This window comes from Agaribacter flavus (assembly GCF_042646125.1).
Taxonomy (GTDB): domain Bacteria; phylum Pseudomonadota; class Gammaproteobacteria; order Enterobacterales; family Alteromonadaceae; genus Glaciecola; species Glaciecola flavus.
In genome coordinates, this window is sequence record NZ_JBHRSW010000015.1 from 1 (window position 1) to 21,437 (window position 21,437).

Here is a 21,437-nt window from a genome sequence, read left to right on the forward strand (position 1 = left end):
ACGTAGTTGTAGTTACAGTGCTTGCAGTGGGAAAACGCGAGAGAAATGAGGCTTACAAAAAAGCATTAAAGAGACTTGATGCTGAATAAGGGTTTAACACCGCCATAAGCGGCGCGTAATTATTTTTGGAATTTGTGATAATTTAACGCAGTTAAATACAAATTGCAGGAATAATTGCGCGTCCGAAGGAACGATAGTGACTGGCTTAATGGCTTTGTTATAACTACCCTGCACGTTTTCTTAGCCATTTTTGCCCAACAATAATTAGAACTAGTAAGAAAATCACTAAAACTGCAACACCTACTGATTCTGTACCTTCAAAATATGTGTAACCGAGCCCCATAAATTGAGATTGCGATTCTGTACACGATCCTAGTCCCATCCAATTTTGCATAAATGTACCACCACATAAAAGGGGTGTACTAATAGATTTTAAAATTAGGACCAAACCAATAAAGCCGATAAGTGCAAATTTTATTAATTTTTTCATGCGATGTTTCGGTAGTTATAACAATTTATTGTAAGCTTACCTGTGGATAAGTTTTCTGTCCCAAGGTCGCGTATAAAATTTATTCTTTCTTCACTATATTTCCTCATACCACATATGGCAAGCGTTCTGTGGAATGTCGTTTTTTCACATTACGGTGATTGATTTCTAGTGTCGCAAAAGTGCTCTTATGCGACAAGGATAACTTTTTCATGGATGTAGTTAATTTTGTCTTCTAAATTTTTGACTCAGATCTCTGATTTTATGTATCGAAAACGGTATGCTAAAAGCACGATTGAAAGCTATTTGTTTGTGATTAAGGGCTTTATTCGTTTTCACAACTACAAGCACCCCAACACAATGGGAAGCGTTGAGGTAGAAACGTACCTAACACATTTAGCGACGGTCAAAGGTGTTTTTCGGTCAACAAATTAGCTTTGTTAATCCACCATCGACCAATCCAAAGGCGTCGCTGGTTCAATGTTCTTGCGTGCCCTTCGCCCAATCACGGTCTCGTAATGCTTGGGTGCTAAGCCATATCCGGGTCGGATTACGCGAAGGTTTTCTTGGGTAAACACTTCACCCGCTACAACTGGCTTGCTAACGTATAATGAGCGTCTGAACTGTTTAGATTTTTGTTCGTTGCGCGTACCGCCAAACTTTACCTCGCCTAAAGCTTCATATGCGCGTTTGCATTCTTCTGTGAGTAGAGCAAATTCATTTGGCTCAAGCGAAAAGTCAGCATCTACCCCGCCGGCACTGCGATCAAGCACAAAATGCTTTTCAATCACGCTTGCCCCCAAAGCAATACTCGCTACCGATACCCCAATACCCTTAGTATGATCCGACAAACCCACTGTGCAGGCAAAATTAGTGCGTAATGCAGGTATCGTTAACAAATTGGTATCGGTTGCGGCAGCAGGATAAGTGCTAGTGCACTTAAGTAAAATAATGTCGTTGCAGCCAGCGCTTTTTGCCGTCCTCACCGCCAATTCAATCTCACTCAGACTTGCCATGCCGGTCGACATAATCATTGGTTTACCGGTACTCGCGACTTTGCGTATGAGCGGCACGTCCGTTAGCTCAAATGAGGCCACCTTATAACACGGGACGTCTAAACTTTCTAAAAAGTCTACAGCACTGGCATCAAAGGGAGAGCTAAAAGCAAGCATTCCCTGTGCTTTTGCGTGTTCAAATATAATGGGGTGCCATTCATAAGGTGTACTGGCTTTTTGGTACAAGGTATAAAGGTTTTCGCCATACCATAAACTGTTTTTATCTTCGATCACAAAACCTTTGGCCTGCGTGTCCAATGTCATAGTATCCGCTGTATAGGTTTGCAATTTTATTGCATGTGCGCCCGCTTTGGCAGCCTGGTCAACAAGTGCCAAAGCAGTGTCTAAGCTTTGGTTGTGATTGCCGCTTAGCTCGGCAATCATAAAAGGCGCATGCCCTCTTCCGACTTTTCGTCCACCAAGTAAAATCACATCATCGGTTGTCTGTAAGTCGTTATTATCAGGCATAAGGTGTTTTCCTAGCGATCGCATCATGTAAGAGTTCTGCCTGTGTCCAATCTTCCAAAGTATCAATATCTTGAACCAAGTACCGCGGCAGCATTATCGGTTTTGAGTGTTCGGTAAATACAGGCTTTTTTGCTAACCAAACCTCACTATTGGCAATATAAAATTGCCCTGCATCGTGATAAACATCGGGTAAATCCTGAGAGCGAGTTTGCATTAGTTCGGGATATAGCATCTTTAGTTTACCCGCCTGTAGACTGAAGCCGCGTTGAACGGGAAAAGCAAAACTTGTCGCACTAAATACGTACTCTGTTGATTTATCTGCACGTATTTCTGCGTGAAACATGTCTACCGCTCTGCGCAAATAGGCAGACTGCAATAGCGGAGCGGTAGCATACAAACAACACACTAAATCGATGTTTTCTTGCATCCCTATAGATTCATACCCGCCTGCTATTATTGTTTGCAGTGCCTGTTGCATCACATCGCCAGTGGTCGCAAAGTCATCAGCCAAAGCGGCAGGACGCGATAAAATACCGTCTGCACCGTATTGCAATGCCGTTTTTGCAATCGCCTCGTCATCAGTGGATACCAATAAATGACTGAACGCGCCGGACTGTTTTGCTGTATCTATCGAATAGGCAATGAGGGGTTTACCATTAAAAGCTTTGATATTTTTGCGAGGAATGCGTTTACTGCCCCCTCTTGCGGGAATAATGGCAATCCCCATTAACTATACCAATCGCTAAATAGTAGGTAAGTAAAAGAGTATAGCGAATTGTGATCTAGCCGATGTCGCAAACTATGACTCCTCATCCCCAGTTTCCTGTATAGCCACAAGCAATGCGGTTTCCAAAGCCGATATGACCTCGTCCTGCTCTTTATCACTTAAACCCACATACAAAGGGAGTGTGATCGCACCTTGATAAAAATGCTCCGCATGCGCAAACGCTCCTTTGGTAAAGCCAAGCGCTTGATAATATGGATGCCAATGAATGGGAATATAGTGCACGTTTACGCCGATACCTTGTGATTTCATTTGTTCAAAAACAAGCGCTCGCATATTGATTGGCACTTCGACCATGTACAAATGCCACGCCGAATCTTGAGCCTGTGATTGCGTCGGTAACTTAAGATATTGATTAAAATTTTGGGTAGCAGAGGAACGAGTAAAGCTATCGGTGTAACGCGCAGCCAAACGGCGGCGTTCCTGTATAAAACTGTCAATTCTTGTCAATTGACTCAAGCCCAAGGCCGCCTGCAGATCGCTTAAACGATAGTTATAGCCTAAGCACAATTGTTGATAATACCAAGCTCCTTGCTCGTGAGGCTGCAACCACTCAGGACGGCGAGTAATACCGTGTTTGGCATAAAGCTCGGCTTGTTTTGCCAATGCTTGGCTGTTTGTTAAGACCGCACCGCCTTCAGCCGTAGTAATGGATTTCACCGGATGAAAACTCAATACTGCTATATCTGCATATTCGCAGCTACCTATTGCTTTATTTTGGTATCGACCGCCCAAACCATGAGCCGCGTCCTCAATGATGGCAATACCATAAGCTTGGCACAAGTCATGAATTTTTTTCATATCACAACTCAAGCCGGCAAAATGCACCACCACAATTGCTTTTGGCAGGCGTTTTTTTGTGGCAGCGTATTGTAATTTAGCGGCGAGTCGTTGAGGACATAAATTTCGTGTACTTGGGTCAATATCAACAAAGTCTACGTCAGCGCCGCAATATCTTGCACAGTTAGCCGAAGCTGCAAAAGAGTTAGGTGAAGTCCACACTGTATCGCCTTCACCCACGCCCAAGGCTAAACAGGCCACATGTAAACCAGAGGTGCCGGAGTTTACCGCTACACAATACCTAGCGCCGGTGTATTCGCAAAGCGCCTCTTCAAATTGCGGCACAAGTTCCCCCTGTGTGAGAAACTTGTTTTCAAGCACATCGACAACACTTGCGATGTCTTGGGCATTTATATTGTGTTTACCATAGGGGATCATACGGTTGCACTGTCCAACTCTTTTAGCTCATCAACCGTTAAAAAATGTGGGTTTGTGCCGGAGTGATACTCAAATTTATCGGCAACAGGCCTTCCCTCTTCCAACAGCTTGTTTTGATGATAGTTAACATTGGTATCAAAAAAAGTAATCGCGGGGGTAATGACAAAATGATCGTCAAATTCGACGGAGTGATGTGCCATTTCTTCGGGTACCATAATCTCGTGTAGCTTTTCCCCTGGGCGGATCCCCACACACTCATAGTCACGGCTCCCACTCATGGCTTCAACGAGATCTAAAATGCGAATGGAGGGGATCTTGGGAACAAAAATTTCTCCGCCTTGCATTCTTGCAAAATTTTTCACCACAAAAGATACGCCGTCGTCAAGGGTAATCCAAAAGCGGGTCATTTCTTTGTGGGTAACGGGTAAAACGCTCACGCCATCAGCTAACAACTTACGAAAGAAAGGTACAACCGAGCCACGTGAGCCAACTACATTACCATAGCGCACAACCGCAAAGCGCGGTCCATTCGCACCTGCAATGTTGTTCGCGGCGACAAACAGTTTGTCAGACGCGAGCTTAGTTGCCCCGTATAAATTGACTGGATTTGCCGCCTTGTCCGTCGACAACGCAATTACCTTAGAGACATTGTTAGCAATGCACGCATCTATTACGTTTTGTGCGCCGTTAATATTCGTTTTTATACATTCATTCGGATTGTATTCAGCCGCAGGGACTTGCTTCAAAGCCGCGGCATGCACAACGAAATCGACATTTTTGGTCGCCGTTAACAAACGCTCTTTGTCTCTGACATCACCCAAAAAATAACGCAAGGCTGGATCGTTAAACTGTTGCTGCATTTCAAACTGCTTTAACTCATCTCGCGAAAAAACGATTAAACGAGAGGGTTTGTAACGAGCCAGTATGTGCGAAATAAATCGCTTGCCAAAAGATCCAGTGCCGCCCGTTAACAAAATACTCTTATTATCAAACACGCTTTTGTAGCTCCTCTAAGCGTTCGGTGATTTGACTGATGTTCACTGAATAATAGCCGTAATCGGACAGTTCGCCAGAATATAGTGGCCGATTAATCAAAACACCCCTGTTCTTATAGCAATCAAGAACCGTGCCAGTTTCTATTTTAACTCTGCTTATCGCGACAAAGTGTTTAAATAACAGAATGTTACCTTGGTTATTTAATATCTGTTTCAGCTCAGTAAAATCAGAAAACTGATTGGGGTGAACATCGTCACTCGTCCGTGTTCGGATATAAGGCGCCATATTAAAGCGAGGCTTCATCAGCATCGCGCTGTATGCTTCTCTTTGCTTGAATCGTGCAATAATGTCATGACAAAGATACTGTGGATCAGGGATGGCCAACTTGCCTTGCAAAAAATAGCTTAAGGTGTCGTTTAACCGCAGCAGAGCTAAATAATCGTAGTACAGGCAAGACAAGCTATACGATGCCCGACAAACGGTTAACAAGCTTTCGAAAACCTGTCTGTCTGATGTCAAAATTAAGGCCTTACTCGCGACAATCGCTGGCAATGCGTCAAACAACTGGCTCATTTCCTGCTCTGATTGAACTACAATAATCGCGTTATCTAAATCAGGGGTATCTATTTCATCAACAAAATTGAATATCTCATCCGCTTCTTCGCTACACCTTTTCAAGAGTGAGCGAAACGCATGATCAAAGCTAAATACGATAGGTATTTCTGCTTGCTTTGCTTGTATCTGATTTAGCTGAATTTCCTCTCGCAGTTCTGGAAAGGCGACACTTCTATCAAAAACAGGTGCCGGTAATTCAAACAGTGATTTGGTATGTTTGAGTAAATCACGCCAAGCATTCAAAATATAGTTAGCAGAGCGTAAAATATTGGCATCATCTTGCTGGGCCGTGACCTTGCCTAGCGCTGCCAAGAAACAGCTTTTCGTTGACGAAAACAAAACATGAAAAAATATCTCACCCGCTTGGGTGTCAAATAGCTTGCCTGATGTGTAGTGCGTGCTTAACGCAAACACGTCTTCAGTCTTGGCAAATTTGGTGGGTAGTGCTTGTAGGAGTGCATCCAAAACGCTTGAAAAATGCGCAGGCTCAAAATGTTCATTGTATAAGTCTATAAAAGACAAGGGGATGGGGCTGAAACTTTGTTTAAACGCTTGCAAAGCAAGGCGTTTTTGTTCGGCATTTTTAACCACAAAGACGTCGTCTACTGGTAGCGGTGTTGTGTTTTCGATTTTGGCACCGTCGGAGCAATTGTAACAATCAATAGAAAACTGCCCTGTCAATTGCTCTAACATTGTTTTTGATAAGCGAAACTCAAACTTCGTCAACACCTGATCACAAAAATTACCGGGTACCAACAAGTGTTGCGGCCCTTCCCCATTGCTCGCCGTTTTAAACAATGCCCGCCCTTTGTTGTAATACCCCGAAGCTTGGCTGTGATGGATCTCGGGATCTTTAAAGCCTAAATCCACACCAAACAAATACACTTCTTTGAAACCTGCGTGCGCAAATAAGCTCAATGCAAAGTTGGATACAGTGGGGTATGCGGCTTGTAAAGAAAGATAGGGAAAATCTTTAAGTAAATACTTAGTGATTGAAGTCGAGGCTTCGCCATTTTTAAACGCCAATAGCGTGTCTTTAAACAATGCAGTGTTATCAGGGTGAACACCATCTACACTAATCAGGGTAATTTGTTTTAGGTATTCTTCGTCATCGACTCTAGATATCCAATCGTAGTTAGCACGGTATAACTCAATTTCTGCATGAAAATCAGGCCGTATTCCATGTGCGTGCAAAGTTTTCAGTGCCGTACCACAACTGACGATAATGGCTTCGTCACTGCTCGCTTTAATTTGTGCTATGCATTGATCCAGTGAAGGCCCGTTACCAACAATAAAAACTGGGTGCTGAGCAAAGGCCTTGTTTTGCGTTTCCACTGTTTTATTTAAATATGGTATCTGCGTGTCAATCGAATACATAAAATGCGACAGGCCATAAAACGAATGATCAAAATTGTCAGAAATGGCAAATAAGGTACTCAGAGTGTTCCTCAATTCTGCTAACTTTTCTTGTATTTGTTTACTTTCATAGCCTTGCAGCAAATACGAATGTGTGATCAGGTGATTGCCAATAAGTGCAAACTGATAGGTGTATTGAGAAATTAAGTTGGCATCAAGCTGACCAATGTTTAGATAAATATGGTGCGCATTTTCGTCTATATGTTTAAAAATACGCGCCCAATCCGACACCAATAAAGACCAATAGAAATACTCAGGGTTGGGTTCGTTCAGCAGTACATTTTGTACACGATGCGTCTTAAATATCTCATCGGGTAAGTATGCATTACCTATCCCAAATAGCATTAACACTGGCACTTCTTCCGGCAATTGAGATTTTTCCTCCGCTTGCGAAGCCAATACTGCCCCGCACTCATTGTAAAACTGGTTGAAGAAAAAATGATTGAGTTTGTTTCCTGCGTACCCCATCACCAAGGATTCACGGTTTGGGTATTTTGAAAACTCGGCTACCTGTGATTGTGCCGCTGTTTGGGGGTTAGGTGAGTACAAGCAAAGGTGAATGCGGTTAAACAAGCTAATTTCACCAGTGTGTTTATGTATTAGCGGTTGCCACACCTTAGGAGTAAAATCTTTGTAGGCCGCATACAAATCTGGATAATATTTTTCTAAGGCGAGCATATTTTGTTTGAAGATAGGGGTAGCGCCAGTCAATGGCTGCCAATCGTCAATATTCACGCTCTCGACCCAATACGGCACGGCTGACAGATATTGATCGCTACTGTTGTCAACTTGCGCGGGATTTCGCATGTTTTGCATCAGTTTATTGAAAGACTCAACACGTGTATGTTGAAAAACGAGCACATGCTCAACGCGCTGCGATTGTGCCGCTAAGTTTTGTTTTAACTCCATTAAATCATTGGGCAACGAACTGCCGTCATTAGGTAGCTGCATAAAAATCATCACGCCATCTTCATGCAATCGTGTTAAAAACGCCGCCCAGTCAAAACCAATAGCAGAGCAGTACAATTGGTGTAAATCGGCTTCATAAACAATAATTTGTTTGGGTAAAAACGTTTCATAAAGTTCAAGCAGATGCGTTCCTTTGCCTAAGCCCAAAATCGCCAAAGTATCGACGTGTTTTGCAGATGCGGTAATCGCATCTTTGTAGGCTAACACCTTGTCAAAATCTGCGGCTGAGTCAACTTGTAAGTAGTCAATCGATTCATCGATATGCACATAGGCGGCATTTAATTGCCAATGCTCTATTTGCCGTTGGATTTGTTGGTCAACATCGAGTGGGTATAGCACCTTGCCGGTACTAAAATTCACGATATTTTGTTGTGCATGTTTATTTAAAAAGACACTGGTGGTCTGTGGGGAAAATCGGCGTAAAAATTGCCCTAAGTTTGGCAAATGCCGTTCAAAAGCATCAATACTTCTGTTCAGATTTTGCTGAAGCTGTGCGCCGTGCTCAGCTTCTATCGCTTGTTGTAACTGTTCATCATCGTGAAGGTGATACCTTATGTAATTTAGCATGCTGTCCCGTGTATTGGTTTACTGCATTCTTGCCTTTCGCCACACCCAAAATTTCTTTTTTTACGTCTTGTCGCAAAGCGGAAAAATAAGCTTCTAATTGACGGTTAATTGACATTTCTGCAGGCACAAACCTTTGCTGTTCGTCTTTTGTCAATGTGGTTAGCAAGTTTTCGACCAATACAGCACGCTCACGGGCAAAATCCGATAGTTTATCAATATCGAGGGGGTCGGCGTGTGCAAGTGCAATCAATGACTCATTCACCTGAGTCAATGCTTCAGGTGAATATTCATGTGCTAGTTCGGGGAAAGTCATGCGATTAAGCTTGTCGCTGGGCATAGGCAAGTTGTTTGTCTTGCTCGGGTATTTGTTGCCACGCTTCCTTAATTGGAGAAAACAACTGAATCACCTCATTGATATTTGCAATGGCATTGTCTTGGTTGAGCGTGATCAACTTATCTATCATGTAGTCGTAAAGACCATGTAGGTTTTCTGCGAATTCACCACCAGTATTCGTATCCAAAGTATCTCTCAGATTGATAAAAATGGCCGTTGCTTTTGACACAAATTGTGCACGAGCGGCAATGTCATTTCTATCATGCGCGCCTTTTGCGTAGGCTAAACGATCTAAAGCGCCCTGCATCAACATTAAGGTTAACTGGTGCGGATCAGCGCTGGCAATGCGTTGTTTTAAGCTGTCTTTTTGATAGGCGTTAATGGCTTTTAATGACATTTAGTTTAGTCCTTGTAAGGCTGCAAATAGTGCATTACCTGTATTTTGTAATTGTGCAACGGTGCTATCTAAGCTTAAGTAGCGCGCACGTAAAGTTTGCTCGAAGCTCTGCATTCTAATTTCAAAGCGCTCGCGATCATCAGCCACGTTATCTTGCTGAGTTTTAATACTGTTTTCACGCGAAGACAATATCCCCGACGACTGCGTAAATTCTTCTGTAAATGCTAATAGTCTATTGGCAATGCCATCATCCGAATTGAACAGAACGGCAATGTCGTCAAAATTGTCTTGCAGCGCATTCTCTAGACGCTCGGTGCCGGTACCTAGACCAAAATCTGTCGAACCAATCTCTAGGCGACCGTCAATAGTTAATTCAACCCCAAGAGAAAACAATCCACCCAGTTCGGACTCGGCGACGTTACCACTCAACAAATTGCTCAAGCCAGACAGAATGCCCCGTACAGTAGCATCCCCAGCCAAAGGCCCATCGGGATCGTCTTCGGTCGCGCCATAGCTACTCAGGCGATCAAGCTCGTCGTATAGTTGGTTGTATTTATCGACAAAAGTACGAATATTCTCTTCTAAACCCTCAACATCAAAGCCCACAGTTAAGGTCGAGGCAATCGGATTGTCGCTCGCGTCTTTTTCTGACAACTGGCTCACATCAAAGCGAATACTTTGTATGGCGTTCTCAAAGGTATTGGTATCACTTTGCACTTCTATTCCATCAATGCTAGCAATAGCATTTTGTGCATTTATTACTGGCGTCAAATACGTGGCTGTTTCACTCGAATCAGTGGTACTGATACGATTTAACTCTGCATTGTTATTGGTATTTATGATTTTGAGATCATTGCCATCACCCGTGACATCAGATGAGAACACCAAGCGCGTGCCACCATCGGTGGTGCCAGTGTTAATGACATTTACATTGACCCCAAAATTGTTTTCGTCGGCGTTAATTTGGTCGCGCAATTCCGATAAGGTCGTGCCTGCCGCTATAGAAATCGTAAACTCGTCGCCACTGTCACCGATTTTAAAGGTTAAATCCGCACTCCCTGCCGACAAGACAACATCATCAGCACTAGCAAAGCCACCATTGAGCGCTTCTGCCGTCTCAACACGGCTGCCACTGGCAAGCTGAGTCACCGCTATTTGATAATTGCCGGGTACAGCGTCGTTACCTGGTGTGGCGGTAAAAGGCGAAATGTTTTCACTTGGGTTTTCGATGGTAGGCTCTCGCCCAGAAAGGTTATTTACGTCTTGTAATGCTTTTAACGCATCTTCAAATTCAGATAGTTTTGATTTGACTTGTCCAACAGCAGAAATTTCCGCTTCGAGGGCGGATTCTTGTCGATTCAATCTTTGTAGCTTAGGCCCGCGCTCGGCAGACAATAGCTGTTGTACTAAAGACTCCAGATCAAGACCTGAGCCTACACCTAAGGATTGAATCGACATAAATCACCTCATATTATGCCCGCCCATTTATGATGATACCAACCGTGTTGGTTGGATCGGCGGCTAACTCTTGAACTCTTGCGGCAAAATCAAGCACTTCCTCGGAAGGGATTTGCCGGATAACATCGCCTGACGCTTTGTCTTTGACCGTCACAACTTGCTTTGACGTATCACTATCAACCGAAAACGCAAGTTCTGTGCCTGTTGTTCGCAAAAATTCAGTGACACTTCCGATTGCCTCAGAAATGTCTACATTTTCCTCTCTCGCTTTGGTATCGGCATTACTCAAATTTTCTTTAAGCTTTTTTTCGATAGCTTGCTTTTGAGGAAGTTCAGCGACAGATTTGTCAACAAATTTCACCTGCTGCATAGCGACAGGATTATCTCCCGCACTATGTTGACTCGCCCCTGTTTGAAAGCCGACGAGATTACTGCTTACAAATGATTTTTCATTAATTGACGTCGCTGCATCCCTTGCAACTGCTTGTCCAATTCTGGTGTTTACGATATCCATAATACACTCCTACTGAAAAATGAGGAGCGGCATCACCGATACTGCTGGTGACCCGCCCGTTCAACGCAACTGTTACAAAACCCTTAAGCCTGAACCAGACCTAACCGAGTAGAGACAAGGCTATTTGTGGGCGTTGGTTGGCTTGACTTAACACTGACAACGAAGCTTGTTGTAAAATTTGGTTTTTAGTTAAACTTGCCGTTTCTGCTGCAAAATCGGTATCTTGAATACGCGAACGTGCAGCCGATAAATTCTCACTCACGTTACTGATGTTTCGAATACTTGATTGAAAACGGTTTTCAACCGCACCAAGGCTCGCACGAATAGTACCTACTGCTGATATCGCATTATCTATCGTAGTCAGTGCGCCTGAGGCATTAGCTGAAGTGTCTACCGCCACCGCATTGACACCTAAACCTGTCGCGCTAAACCCAGCGGTAGGAATAGCAGCAGCACGTAAATCGACATTGACTTTTTGACCTGCATTGGCGCCCACCAAAAAGCTAGAGTTATAGGTTCCGCTAAATATGTTTTGTCCGTTGAACTCGGTTGTCGTAGCGATACGAGAAATTTCAAGCTTAAGCGCTGATACTTCACGATTGAGTGCAGTGCGATCCGCGGCGGTGTTAATACCATTTTGAGATTGAACCGCTAATTGACGAATGCGTTGTAGCGCGTTTGTCGTTTCGCCTAGAGCACCTTCCGCCGTTTGAGTTAACGAAATACCGTCATTTGCGTTTCTTACTGCTTCGTTCAAACCGTTAATTTGCGCAGTAAGCTTATCTGAGATTTGTAGACCGGCAGCATCATCAGCTGCACTATTAATACGAAATCCAGACGATAAACGCTCAAACGATTTATTTAACGCGTTGCTTGAATCAAAAAGTTGACGTTGTGCGTTAATCGCACTGATATTTGTGTTTACAGTTAATGACATACTACCTCCAAAAGCCAAAAATTTGTGAGAGAGCCGCCAATTTGCGACAAATTTCTGACTACTTTTCTTTTGTGTGTGTTTTAGGTTCACTACGCCTAAAACCATGACCTCATTTAGATAAACCGTTTTTTAAATGATTTATCCCTCAACTATAGTTATCGACAGGGACTAAAGAAGCTTTAGGGAATTTCTCAAAAAAAATAAAATAATTTTTATCTCTTTGTTTTTTATTTAATTTTAAGCCAAATAAAAATTCAAAAAACGCCTAAAAAGCATCAATAAATAGATTTTCAAGGGTATGAATTTGTGCTGAAAAGGGATTGTTGGAATGGCTATTTTTTATTTGTTGGTATGCAAACAACTCAGAGAGATTATGCTTGGAAGCCCCTTCCTCTGCTTTGTCGCAAAATTTATTTTTCATGGATAACAGATCAAAGCGTATATGGATATACTCGCAGCGATTTTACGATAATGGAGAGGAAGGGGGCTTCCAAATATAATCTCGCCGCGAACACAACAATATCAACAAAGGATTTTTAACTGTTCAAAAAAAGTTGGTATGTGACTTGCTTTTGAAAAAGGGAAGATTTGAAAAAAGGCTGAGCCATGGGGCGGCCCAGCCAACTTGCTCACGTTAGGAGATGGAGCAAACTCTTTTCGTCGACTGGCAGGATTGTAGAACGTATACTGGCCTCTCAACCAAATCCTACACTCTCAGTCTTGTTAGTCGACTTTTTACTACTTATGCTTCTTAAGTAAGTGCCTTCCTTGGCACGGAGAGGGCCTCTCAAGCCGTCAAAACCTATAATAATTATTACCTTAGAAGCTAATTTCTATTGTTTTTAGATTATCCTTGTAACAAGCTCAAAGCCGCTTGAGGTCTTTGATTTGCCTGCGTCAATATACTCGTACTTGCCTGCTGAATAATTTGCAAGCGAGTCAAACTTGCCGTTTCTGCGGCAAAATCTGTATCTCTGATGCGCGATCTTGCCGCTGATACATTTTCGCTAATGTTTGATAAGTTTCGAATCGTTGACTGGAACCTATTTTGAATCGCACCAAGATCAGCGCGTTTTCCATCCACTACAGCAATAGCGTCATCAATTTCCTGCAAAGAAGCAGAAGCATCTCCAGGTGTAGACACAGTTAGTGTAAAAGCTCCGAACAAACCGCTGTAACCAAAGCCATTAGCACGGCTCACATTGATACTGATCGTCTGCCCAGCATTCGCGCCTACTAAGAATTTTGCCGAATAAGTGCCGTCAAGTACGTCTACCCCCGCGAATTGAGTAGTGGAGGCAATTCGAGAGATCTCGACTTTTAATGCCGACACTTCTTTTTGCAGTGCCTGCCTATCTTCAACGGTATTAATACCATTTTGACTCTGAATGGCTAACACGCGTATTCTTTGTAAAGCAGTAGTGGTTTCTTGCAAGGCACCTTCTACCGTTTGAGCAAGTGAAATACCATCGTTGGCATTTCTAACTGCCTGATCCAAGCCCATGATCTGCGAAGTCATGCGATTTGAAATCTGTAAACCTGCCGCGTCGTCTTTCGCGCTGTTTATTCGCAAGCCTGAAGACAACCTTTCAAAGGCGGTATTTAAATTTGTGGTTGTGTCTGTCATGTAGCGTCTTGCGCTCAAGGACGAGACATTAGTATTTACAAAAAGTGACATAAGTTACTCCTAACGATTTTCTCTGTTTGCTCTATTGTTTTTATTTTGAGCACTTTTTAATAAAATTGGCACATAACGTGCTTTCCAATACTTAAGAATCAGGGACTGATTCATTCGTTATCAACACTAGATAACGGAGCATGAAAGCTGTAACTAAGAGCGAAAGCTCTATGCTGACGGGCGGGTATGGTGTTCCAGACCTCATACCTCTCACTACCTCCTGGCGTCATTCCTGTCAGTCGGCAGTTTAGTTACTTTCCCATCAACTAAATTCTTTACTTAATACTTTTTACTTCTTGACGTTAATATCATTGTTAGCAGGCAATGTTTGACCGTCGCCAGTGGCAAGCACCAGTGAGGTTTGATTGATTCTCCTAACGATTCAACGCTTTGTTTTTGCTTTTATTATTAATACAAACTGGTTTTTATTATTTAATTACTTGCTTTGTATCAGCTTGCTTAATTTTGTTATCGAACAGATACAGAAAAACCTTTAGAGATTTTCTAAATTATTTGAAAAATACTTATTTGACAGGTACTTATGTGGCCAGGCTGATTGCCTGGCCGACCGCCCATTTTTGAAAGAGTGGGCAAACTCTTGTCTGTTTGGCTAGTGTAAGCTAGTACTACCTCCTGGCTTCATTCCCCAAACAGTAGGGTCAGTAAGGCTTAACCAAGAAGCTGAAGCGCGGCCTGAGGACGCTGATTCGCTTGTGATAGTACGGTTGTGCTTGCCTGCTGAAGAATCTGATTACGCGTCAAGTTTGCAGTTTCTGATGCAAAGTCAGTATCTTGGATACGCGAACGTGCAGCTGAAACGTTTTCTGTGACGTTAGACAGGTTACGGATAGTTGATTGGAAACGGTTAGTCAAGGCACCTAAATCAGCTCTATTTGCACCAACAGTGGAAAGCGCCGCATCGATGGAAGCAATAGCAGCACTGGCATCACCTGAGGTAGCAACCGTTAAGGCATTAATACCTAAGCCCGTCGCATCAAAGTCAGTGGTTAGAGTAACATCGATTTTTTGACCAGCATTCGATCCAACAAGGAACGAAGCCGCTAATGTACCGTCTAGAATGTTACGGTCGTTAAATTGCGTGGTGTCTGAAATACGTGTGATTTCAGTTTTAAGTGCTGATACTTCTTCTTGAAGCGCAGTACGGTCGTCCGCGGTATTAATACCATTTTGTGATTGAATCGCTAATTGACGAATACGTTGCAATGCATTCGTTGTCTCACCCAAAGCACCTTCAGCAGTTTGAGTTAAAGAAATAGCATCGTTCGCATTTCTAACAGCTTGATTAAGTCCATTGATTTGAGAAGTCATACGATCAGAAATCTGCAAACCAGCAGCATCGTCTGAAGCACGGTTAATACGCAAACCTGAAGACAAACGCTCGAAAGACGTGCCCAAAGAATTCTGTGAATTGAATAGCTGACGCTGGGCATTTAACGCCGACACGTTTGTATTTACATAAAGTGACATAAGTCTCTCCTACACTCTCAGTCCAGCGCTTGCTGGCAGCCGGACGAACTCCGGTGAATTATTACAAATTGTAGAACATCACTTTCTAGTTTTTAAAAAGTGTATGTACTGGCTCTCTCGTAAAAGGTTATCGACGTTCTTCAAAATCCCTTTAAACAAAAATGCAAAAAAAACAAAAAAAGCGGCAAGATTTTGCCGCTTTTAAAATTTGAACTGTAGTAGCGCTTAGCTAAAAGCGCTTATTTAGGAGGGGCTTAGATAGTAAACTGACCTAAGAGTATTCATTTTTTTAGTAGTAAAAAAAATTAAAAAACTTTCTTACTCTTAGCGTAATTGCTTCCAATAAAGCATAAATTGTCACAGTCGTTCAGCGTGCCACTCGATATGATCATTCATGAATGTCGACACAAAGTAATAGCCGTGATTATAGCCATCATGAATTCGCAGTGTTAGAGGCTGTCCTGCTTCTGCGCACGCATCTCGCAATAAATCAGGTTTTAGCTCTGTTTCGATGTATTCATCTGCCGCGCCTTGATCGACGAGAATGTCGGGCAAGCGCGCGCCATTTTTGATCAGCGCACAGGCATCGTATTCTTCCCACTTGGATTGATCATCCCCGAGATAACCGGCCATCGCTTTCTGTCCCCATGGACAATTGATCGTCGAGTTGATTGGCGCAAACGCTGACACCGCTTTAAAGCGGTCGGGATTGCGCAGACCGACGGTCAATGCACCGTGCCCTCCCATAGAATGACCCATGATAGACTGGCGCGACATATCGGCACAGGGCAATTCACGTGCAATGACATCAGGCAATTCAGTTTCAATATAATCACGCATATGGTAATGCTCAGAAAACGGTGCCCGAGTAGCATTAACGTAAAACCCAGCCGCAAGGCCAAAGTCGCGTGCGGCCTCTGCGTCATCAGGCACACCATCACCGCGTGGTGAGGTATCAGGCGCAACAAAAATGAAGCCATGACGAGCGCAAGCTGCTCGAAACTCGCCTTTTTCTGTTACATTTGCGGGTGTGCAGGTCAAGCCAGATAAGAACCAAATGACAGGCAGTTTTGCCCCGTCTTCATGGTCTGGTACGAAAACAGAGAACTCCATGGGCGTCTTGGTTGACGTGGACATATGTCTATATAAAGTTTGCGTGCCACCATGAGAACGGATGGCTGAAAGTGTTTCTAAAGTCATTCGAATGTCACCACACTGCGTATACTTTCCCCTGCATGCATCAGGTCAAAAGCTTTGTTAATATCTTCAAGCGGCATTATATGTGTAATCATTGAGTCAATCTCAATCTTACCATCCATATACCAATCTACGTATTTGGGTACCTCTGTACGTCCTCTTACACCACCAAACGACGTACCTTTCCAGACGCGCCCCGTCAACAGCTGAATAGGTTCCGCAGCTAGTTTTTGACCTGAAGGCGGAACGCCAATCACAATAGATTCGCCCCAACCACGGTGCGCCGCTTTTAGTGCTTCTTCCATAACGTGAACGTTGCCGGTTGATTCAAATGTGTAATCAACACCGCCCCAATCATCTTCTTCAGTTTTGCTCATTTCAATGATCGCTTCAGATACAGATTGACCGTCTAGTTCAGCGGGGTTAACAAAATGGGTCATGCCAAACTTTTCAGCAATCTCCCTTTTATCGTTGTTCAAATCCACACCGATAATCATATCCGCACCTGCCATGCGAAGACCTTGAATAACGTTCAGGCCAATTCCACCAAGACCGAAAACCGCGGTTGTCGATCCCACTTCCACACCAGCCGTATTGATCACTGCACCTACACCTGTAGTGACCCCACATCCGACATAACAGATTTTATCAAAAGGCGCATCTTTGCGGATCTTAGCAAGTGAAATTTCTGCTACAACCGTATGATTGGCAAAAGTTGAGCACCCCATATAATGATGGATGGGCGTACCGTCTAGCATCGAGAAACGCGTGGTTCCATCGGGTAACAGGCCTTTGTCTTGGTTGCGACGAATGGCGGTACACATGTTCGTTTTGCCTGTCGTACAGGCATGACATTGTCGGCATTCGGGCGCATAGAGCGGGATCACATGGTCACCCGGTTTTAAGGTGCTTACATTTTCTCCAACAGCGACAACAACGCCTGCCCCTTCATGCCCTAAGATAACGGGGAAATTCCCGCCTTTGTTTGCGCCTGAGCGAGTAAATTCATCAGTGTGGCAAATGCCTGTCGCTTTGATTTCTACAAGGACTTCGCCCGCTTTAGGAAGTTCAAGATTGACTTCCATGATCTCTAAGGGTTTTCCAGGTTCGACGGCTACGGCAGCAGTAGTGCGCATCGATTTCATTTTGTTCTCCATAAAACATTCAACAGGCTATAGCCCAATCCCAGAGAGTATAAGAAATATTAAGGCTGTCGGCTAGCCATAGTGGTTATGGCTGTTTTGGAGGAAGATGTTGGTGCCACATATCGGTGACAATTTTCCAACTACCTTTGTGAGGTTTTAAAACAAAGAGAAAGGTACCTGTCGTGTCTAAGTTAAACTCTTCGACTTTAACAATAGCTGTGCCCACCATAACTGCGAGAGAACCATCATCAGAAACAACAAGTTTGTCGATGTGATGATCATTTACCGCATTCTTGGAAGCGAGGAAAGCAAAGGTTTGACGAACAGGTTCTTTTCCTTGAACTGCTGGTTTGTTTTGCTCAATCCATAGCGTGTCGTCTGCGTAAAGGTTGACTAAGCCTTCTACATTTTTAGACACCGTATACTCATTGAATAAGTCATTGAAATCATGAAGGCTTTGAATCACCTCTTGTTTCGTGCTTGCCATCGAAGAACTTGAGGCAAATACCAATAAGAAAAAGAGCTTTGCTAAGCGCATAGTGAGAATCTCCATTGAATGAAATTAAAAAAAACTTTTTATTAATCTGCGTCGCTCATAAAGCTCGCTTTGTTGTCTTCACCGGGATAGTCCCCTGTATCAGGTCGCACAAAAATGACTTCGCGCGTAATCTGCCAGCGCTCGCTCTCGAAAACGAAATCGATACTCAACACCAACAAAGCGTCGTAACCTGCTAGCTTATTTTTACGGGTGATCAGCACATGGGCGTTGTCGCCATCAACACTGATATCGTTGTACTCTGCCCACGTGTTCACCTCTATACCTTGGTCATGCATAGACTTAAACGTCGCCATAAAATTGGGTTTATCCGAATGATTTACATTGCCATTCGCATCAATCATCAGAATTCGCATGTCATCATGGTAAATTTTATCTAGCGCGTCATGATCGAAATTTGATGCTGCCGAGTTCATTAGGTTTTGCATTACGCTTTTAATTGCGGAAATACTCATACTTGTATCCTTAGTTGTTAGTTTTAAAATTTTTATAAGTATATCTACTCTACTTATTTATATATCGTTCGATACATATATAATAAATTCAGTATTTACTTTGTCAAGAATTTTATATTGTTCGATACAAATAAAAACCAATCTTTTGCGCTTTTAATAATAAAAAAGGGAAACTCGCTGGAGTAAAAGACTTTTTGGAGGGCGACAATGACACGTCAATTCATAGTTTGATTAGTAACGCGATAGACTAGCTATAAGCTCATCTGAAATTGAGTTTTGTTTTACGTTTTTCCAATGGGTGTTTTGCAGAAAATAACGAAATTATTGTCGTTGAGAAGGCTACATGTGATGACCGTTAGTATTTAACCTGAACTCTGGATAAGCAAGTTTGCAAACGCATGAATTTATTGTTCATTTGTTTAATCCACTATCCAGTAGTGGGCTAAAGCTGGATATCAAGGCGCTCAAGCAAAGGAATAACGAACTATTTCAAGATTGAGCAAGGCGGAGATTGGGATTTAGGACGCTGCTGGACGGAGTTGCTTATCCCGAGTTTAGGTTATTTAGCGTATTGGTTTGTTTACTCTTCCCTAATTGGACAACAATTCCATACCAACTGATTGCGCTTTCTTATCGAAAGTCATTACGCATGAACAACCGGCATCTTTACTGATTGATGAAATTAGGGCATCTGAAAAATCGCCACTACCCATTTCAAATAATTTTAATGCCCGATAACACGATTCGGCGCGTTCAACTTGAAACTGCTTGGTTTCTAAAATCATCTTAATTGTACTGCATAAATCATTTTTTGAGGCGCGGTAACATTTCTGCAACACCCAAGTAATTTCAACCAAGGTGATCATTGATATAAAACCTGGAGTGTTAGCAGTCAATTTTTCTTCTATCAACGTTGACGCCAATAAAGCTTGCGCTTTGTCGTCTTGCGCCAAATACCGAATGAGTATATTTGTATCAATACCGATCATGCAGACGCGCTCGCCTCAATAGCATCATTCATTTCGTCGATACTGACGACGCGATCCGATTTAAAGAGGCCTTTCAACGTACGAACTTCTCGTGTGACAGCAATCATTTGATACTGACCATCACCCATATCAATAAACTCGACCTTGTCGCCTGCATCCAGCTTCATATTCGCTCTTACAGTAACTGGGATAGTAATCTGCCCTTTAGATGTAACTGTTGCTTGACTCATGGTTACCAAACTTATAATTCCTTACATATAGGTAAGGTAACACATTTCGCCTAGAAAAATCGACTGAATAATTATCAGTAGTAACTCTGAATAATCTGAAGTAATGGCCATGAATAACTTATGGATTCAAGGAGCCTAAATAAAATCAAACAATGACAAGCCGGCTACACGAGGGAATGAGGCAAAGGCTGCACTCAATGCGGTTTCCTGTTTTGAAAATTCCGCTGAGGCTTCGGCATAGTCAACGTCTTGTATGGCAGATCTTGCTTTTTGGTTGGCTACGTCATTGTCAAGTAAAGAGCCTAACACTGATTCGGCAATATTTAACCTTGCGCCAACCGATGAGTTTTCTCGCGCCATTTTTTCTAAGCCATTGTCGAGGCCGACTAAGGCATTACGGATTTCTTGCTGATATTGGTAATCCGAAATATTCGGATCATTGAGTGCCAACGACATGCGGTGCAGGGTTTCTGCCAAATTTTGTTTATCTGGTGGCTGTAAATCAAAATCTAATGTACTGCCGACAGGTCCTTGAATATCAAAAGACAAGCCTTCAAACACGGTTGCTTGCCCTGCAACATAGGGGACATTCCCCACTACGGCGCCAGTTCCTAAGTTAGTGACTTGCACTTGATTACCTGCAAGTAATTCAAGTTGATATTGGTTGTTTGCAGGGTTGACTGCTGAGTAATTCTGTTGATGAAATACATCAAAATCATCCTGACTTTGCATGTCAAAACCGTTAAAAGTAAAGCCAGCGTTTGAAATATTGTGAATATCTAATCGGGCTTTTACATCTTCAAACAGGGTTTTACCTGAAACAGTCGTCTGTATCGAGACACTATCAGACAATTGCATTGAATTTATGCCATCGTCTCCCTGAAACTGAATTGGATTGCTTGCATTACCCGGATTAAATACGAATGCCTGCTCTCTTGACTGGAAACCGGCAAAAATATACTCGCCGCTAGCATTTTGCGTATTCATTAAATCGACGACTTGATTTCTTATTTGTTCAATTTCTGATGCCAGTGCGCGTCTATCTTCTCTAGATACTATGCCATTTCCTGCCTGCACGACTAATACTCGTCCGCGGTTCACAATCTCATTGATACTGCGCATGGTGGTATCTTGCAGCTCAAGGTTGTTTGTCGCTAAATCGATGTTGCGTCGATATTGAACTGTTTTGTCAATCTCTTCTGTCAAACGGATGACTTGTACTGCCCCCACAGGATCATCAGAAGGGCGCAGTAACTTACGCCCACTGGCGAGTTGCGTTTGTATATCAGACAATTGTCCTTGGCTGGTATTTATCGCTCTAAAATTCTGATCAAAGATTAGATTCGTTGTCACGCGCATAAATTTCTCCTATCCCCCAAAGTAGCGTCAAGCGCCAGTTCTTGGCTCAAGACTGCGGTTTGCAGAGATATATTTTTCACGGACGAAAAATTTAAGTGTCCATGAATGAACTTGCAGCGTTTTTG

Annotated in this window: 21 protein-coding genes; 1 reads left to right on the top strand and 20 read right to left on the bottom strand. The window is 43.0% G+C overall.

What is annotated here, in order from left to right:
- Window positions 1–223: 223 nt before the first annotated feature.
- Window positions 224–490 (bottom strand): hypothetical protein, encoded by a 267-nt coding sequence (locus ACFOHL_RS09435; RefSeq protein WP_376919979.1) that lies wholly within the window; start codon window positions 488–490, stop codon window positions 224–226.
- A 240-nt stretch (window positions 491–730) separates the two neighbouring features.
- Here ACFOHL_RS09435 and ACFOHL_RS09440 point away from each other — a divergent pair, with 240 nt between their 5' ends.
- On the top strand, window positions 731–922 hold the full coding sequence (locus ACFOHL_RS09440) for a phage integrase N-terminal SAM-like domain-containing protein (RefSeq protein WP_376920123.1): 192 nt from the start codon (window positions 731–733) through the stop codon (window positions 920–922).
- Between the two features lie 5 nt (window positions 923–927).
- On the opposite strand, the gene pseI is transcribed toward ACFOHL_RS09440, so the two are convergent.
- The 19 genes from pseI to flgL all read right to left on the bottom strand — a co-directional run bounded on the left by pseI (window position 928) and on the right by flgL (window position 21,312).
- Entirely contained in the window at window positions 928–2,010 is a 1,083-nt protein-coding gene (gene pseI, locus ACFOHL_RS09445; RefSeq protein WP_376919980.1) for a pseudaminic acid synthase, read from the bottom strand.
- Complete coding sequence (pseF, locus tag ACFOHL_RS09450) at window positions 2,003–2,737, bottom strand: pseudaminic acid cytidylyltransferase (RefSeq protein ID WP_376919981.1); 735 nt, start codon at window positions 2,735–2,737, stop codon at window positions 2,003–2,005. The genes pseI and pseF overlap by 8 nt, the downstream gene beginning before the upstream one ends.
- A gap of 72 nt (window positions 2,738–2,809) precedes the next feature.
- Window positions 2,810–4,012 (bottom strand): UDP-4-amino-4,6-dideoxy-N-acetyl-beta-L-altrosamine transaminase, encoded by a 1,203-nt coding sequence (gene pseC, locus ACFOHL_RS09455; protein WP_376919982.1) that lies wholly within the window; start codon window positions 4,010–4,012, stop codon window positions 2,810–2,812.
- A complete protein-coding gene (gene pseB, locus ACFOHL_RS09460; RefSeq protein ID WP_376919983.1) occupies window positions 4,009–5,007 on the bottom strand; it encodes a UDP-N-acetylglucosamine 4,6-dehydratase (inverting) in 999 nt (332 codons plus the stop codon). The genes pseC and pseB overlap by 4 nt, the downstream gene beginning before the upstream one ends.
- The gene (locus ACFOHL_RS09465; RefSeq protein WP_376919984.1) at window positions 5,000–8,575 is read right to left on the bottom strand and encodes a motility associated factor glycosyltransferase family protein; all 3,576 of its coding nucleotides are present in this window, start codon (window positions 8,573–8,575) and stop codon (window positions 5,000–5,002) included. Before ACFOHL_RS09465 ends, pseB begins: the two co-directional genes overlap by 8 nt.
- Window positions 8,541–8,912 carry a hypothetical protein gene (locus tag ACFOHL_RS09470; protein ID WP_376919985.1) on the bottom strand — a complete coding sequence of 124 codons (372 nt, stop codon included), beginning with the start codon at window positions 8,910–8,912 and terminating at the stop codon, window positions 8,541–8,543. The genes ACFOHL_RS09465 and ACFOHL_RS09470 overlap by 35 nt, the downstream gene beginning before the upstream one ends.
- Entirely contained in the window at window positions 8,893–9,306 is a 414-nt protein-coding gene (gene fliS / locus ACFOHL_RS09475) for a flagellar export chaperone FliS (protein ID WP_376919986.1), read from the bottom strand. Before fliS ends, ACFOHL_RS09470 begins: the two co-directional genes overlap by 20 nt.
- Window positions 9,307–10,764, bottom strand: coding sequence for a flagellar filament capping protein FliD (gene fliD / locus ACFOHL_RS09480; RefSeq protein ID WP_376919987.1), 1,458 nt, complete (start codon window positions 10,762–10,764; stop codon window positions 9,307–9,309). It abuts the gene before it with no gap.
- 13 nt (window positions 10,765–10,777) lie between these two features.
- Window positions 10,778–11,278 carry a flagellar protein FlaG gene (locus tag ACFOHL_RS09485; protein WP_376919988.1) on the bottom strand — a complete coding sequence of 167 codons (501 nt, stop codon included), beginning with the start codon at window positions 11,276–11,278 and terminating at the stop codon, window positions 10,778–10,780.
- Between the two features lie 100 nt (window positions 11,279–11,378).
- Window positions 11,379–12,215: a flagellin N-terminal helical domain-containing protein gene (locus ACFOHL_RS09490; RefSeq protein ID WP_376919989.1), complete on the bottom strand. Its 837-nt coding sequence runs from the start codon at window positions 12,213–12,215 to the stop codon at window positions 11,379–11,381.
- 847 nt (window positions 12,216–13,062) lie between these two features.
- A complete protein-coding gene (locus ACFOHL_RS09495) occupies window positions 13,063–13,893 on the bottom strand; it encodes a flagellin N-terminal helical domain-containing protein (RefSeq protein WP_376919990.1) in 831 nt (276 codons plus the stop codon).
- Window positions 13,894–14,562: 669 nt separating this feature from the next.
- Entirely contained in the window at window positions 14,563–15,381 is an 819-nt protein-coding gene (locus ACFOHL_RS09500; protein WP_376919991.1) for a flagellin N-terminal helical domain-containing protein, read from the bottom strand.
- 357 nt (window positions 15,382–15,738) lie between these two features.
- Window positions 15,739–16,581, bottom strand: a complete 843-nt coding sequence (gene fghA / locus ACFOHL_RS09505) for an S-formylglutathione hydrolase (RefSeq protein WP_376919992.1) — start codon at window positions 16,579–16,581, stop codon at window positions 15,739–15,741.
- Window positions 16,578–17,723, bottom strand: coding sequence for an S-(hydroxymethyl)glutathione dehydrogenase/class III alcohol dehydrogenase (locus tag ACFOHL_RS09510; protein ID WP_449188923.1), 1,146 nt, complete (start codon window positions 17,721–17,723; stop codon window positions 16,578–16,580). Before ACFOHL_RS09510 ends, fghA begins: the two co-directional genes overlap by 4 nt.
- An 85-nt stretch (window positions 17,724–17,808) precedes the next feature.
- Window positions 17,809–18,261, bottom strand: coding sequence for a YybH family protein (locus ACFOHL_RS09515; RefSeq protein WP_376919993.1), 453 nt, complete (start codon window positions 18,259–18,261; stop codon window positions 17,809–17,811).
- Window positions 18,262–18,302: 41 nt separating this feature from the next.
- Window positions 18,303–18,734, bottom strand: a complete 432-nt coding sequence (locus ACFOHL_RS09520; protein ID WP_376919994.1) for a nuclear transport factor 2 family protein — start codon at window positions 18,732–18,734, stop codon at window positions 18,303–18,305.
- Window positions 18,735–19,324: 590 nt separating this feature from the next.
- Window positions 19,325–19,723, bottom strand: coding sequence for a PIN domain-containing protein (locus tag ACFOHL_RS09525; protein WP_376919995.1), 399 nt, complete (start codon window positions 19,721–19,723; stop codon window positions 19,325–19,327).
- Complete coding sequence (locus tag ACFOHL_RS09530; RefSeq protein WP_376919996.1) at window positions 19,720–19,953, bottom strand: AbrB/MazE/SpoVT family DNA-binding domain-containing protein; 234 nt, start codon at window positions 19,951–19,953, stop codon at window positions 19,720–19,722. Before ACFOHL_RS09530 ends, ACFOHL_RS09525 begins: the two co-directional genes overlap by 4 nt.
- A 135-nt stretch (window positions 19,954–20,088) precedes the next feature.
- Entirely contained in the window at window positions 20,089–21,312 is a 1,224-nt protein-coding gene (gene flgL / locus ACFOHL_RS09535; protein WP_376919997.1) for a flagellar hook-associated protein FlgL, read from the bottom strand.
- Between the last annotated feature and the right edge of the window lie 125 nt (window positions 21,313–21,437).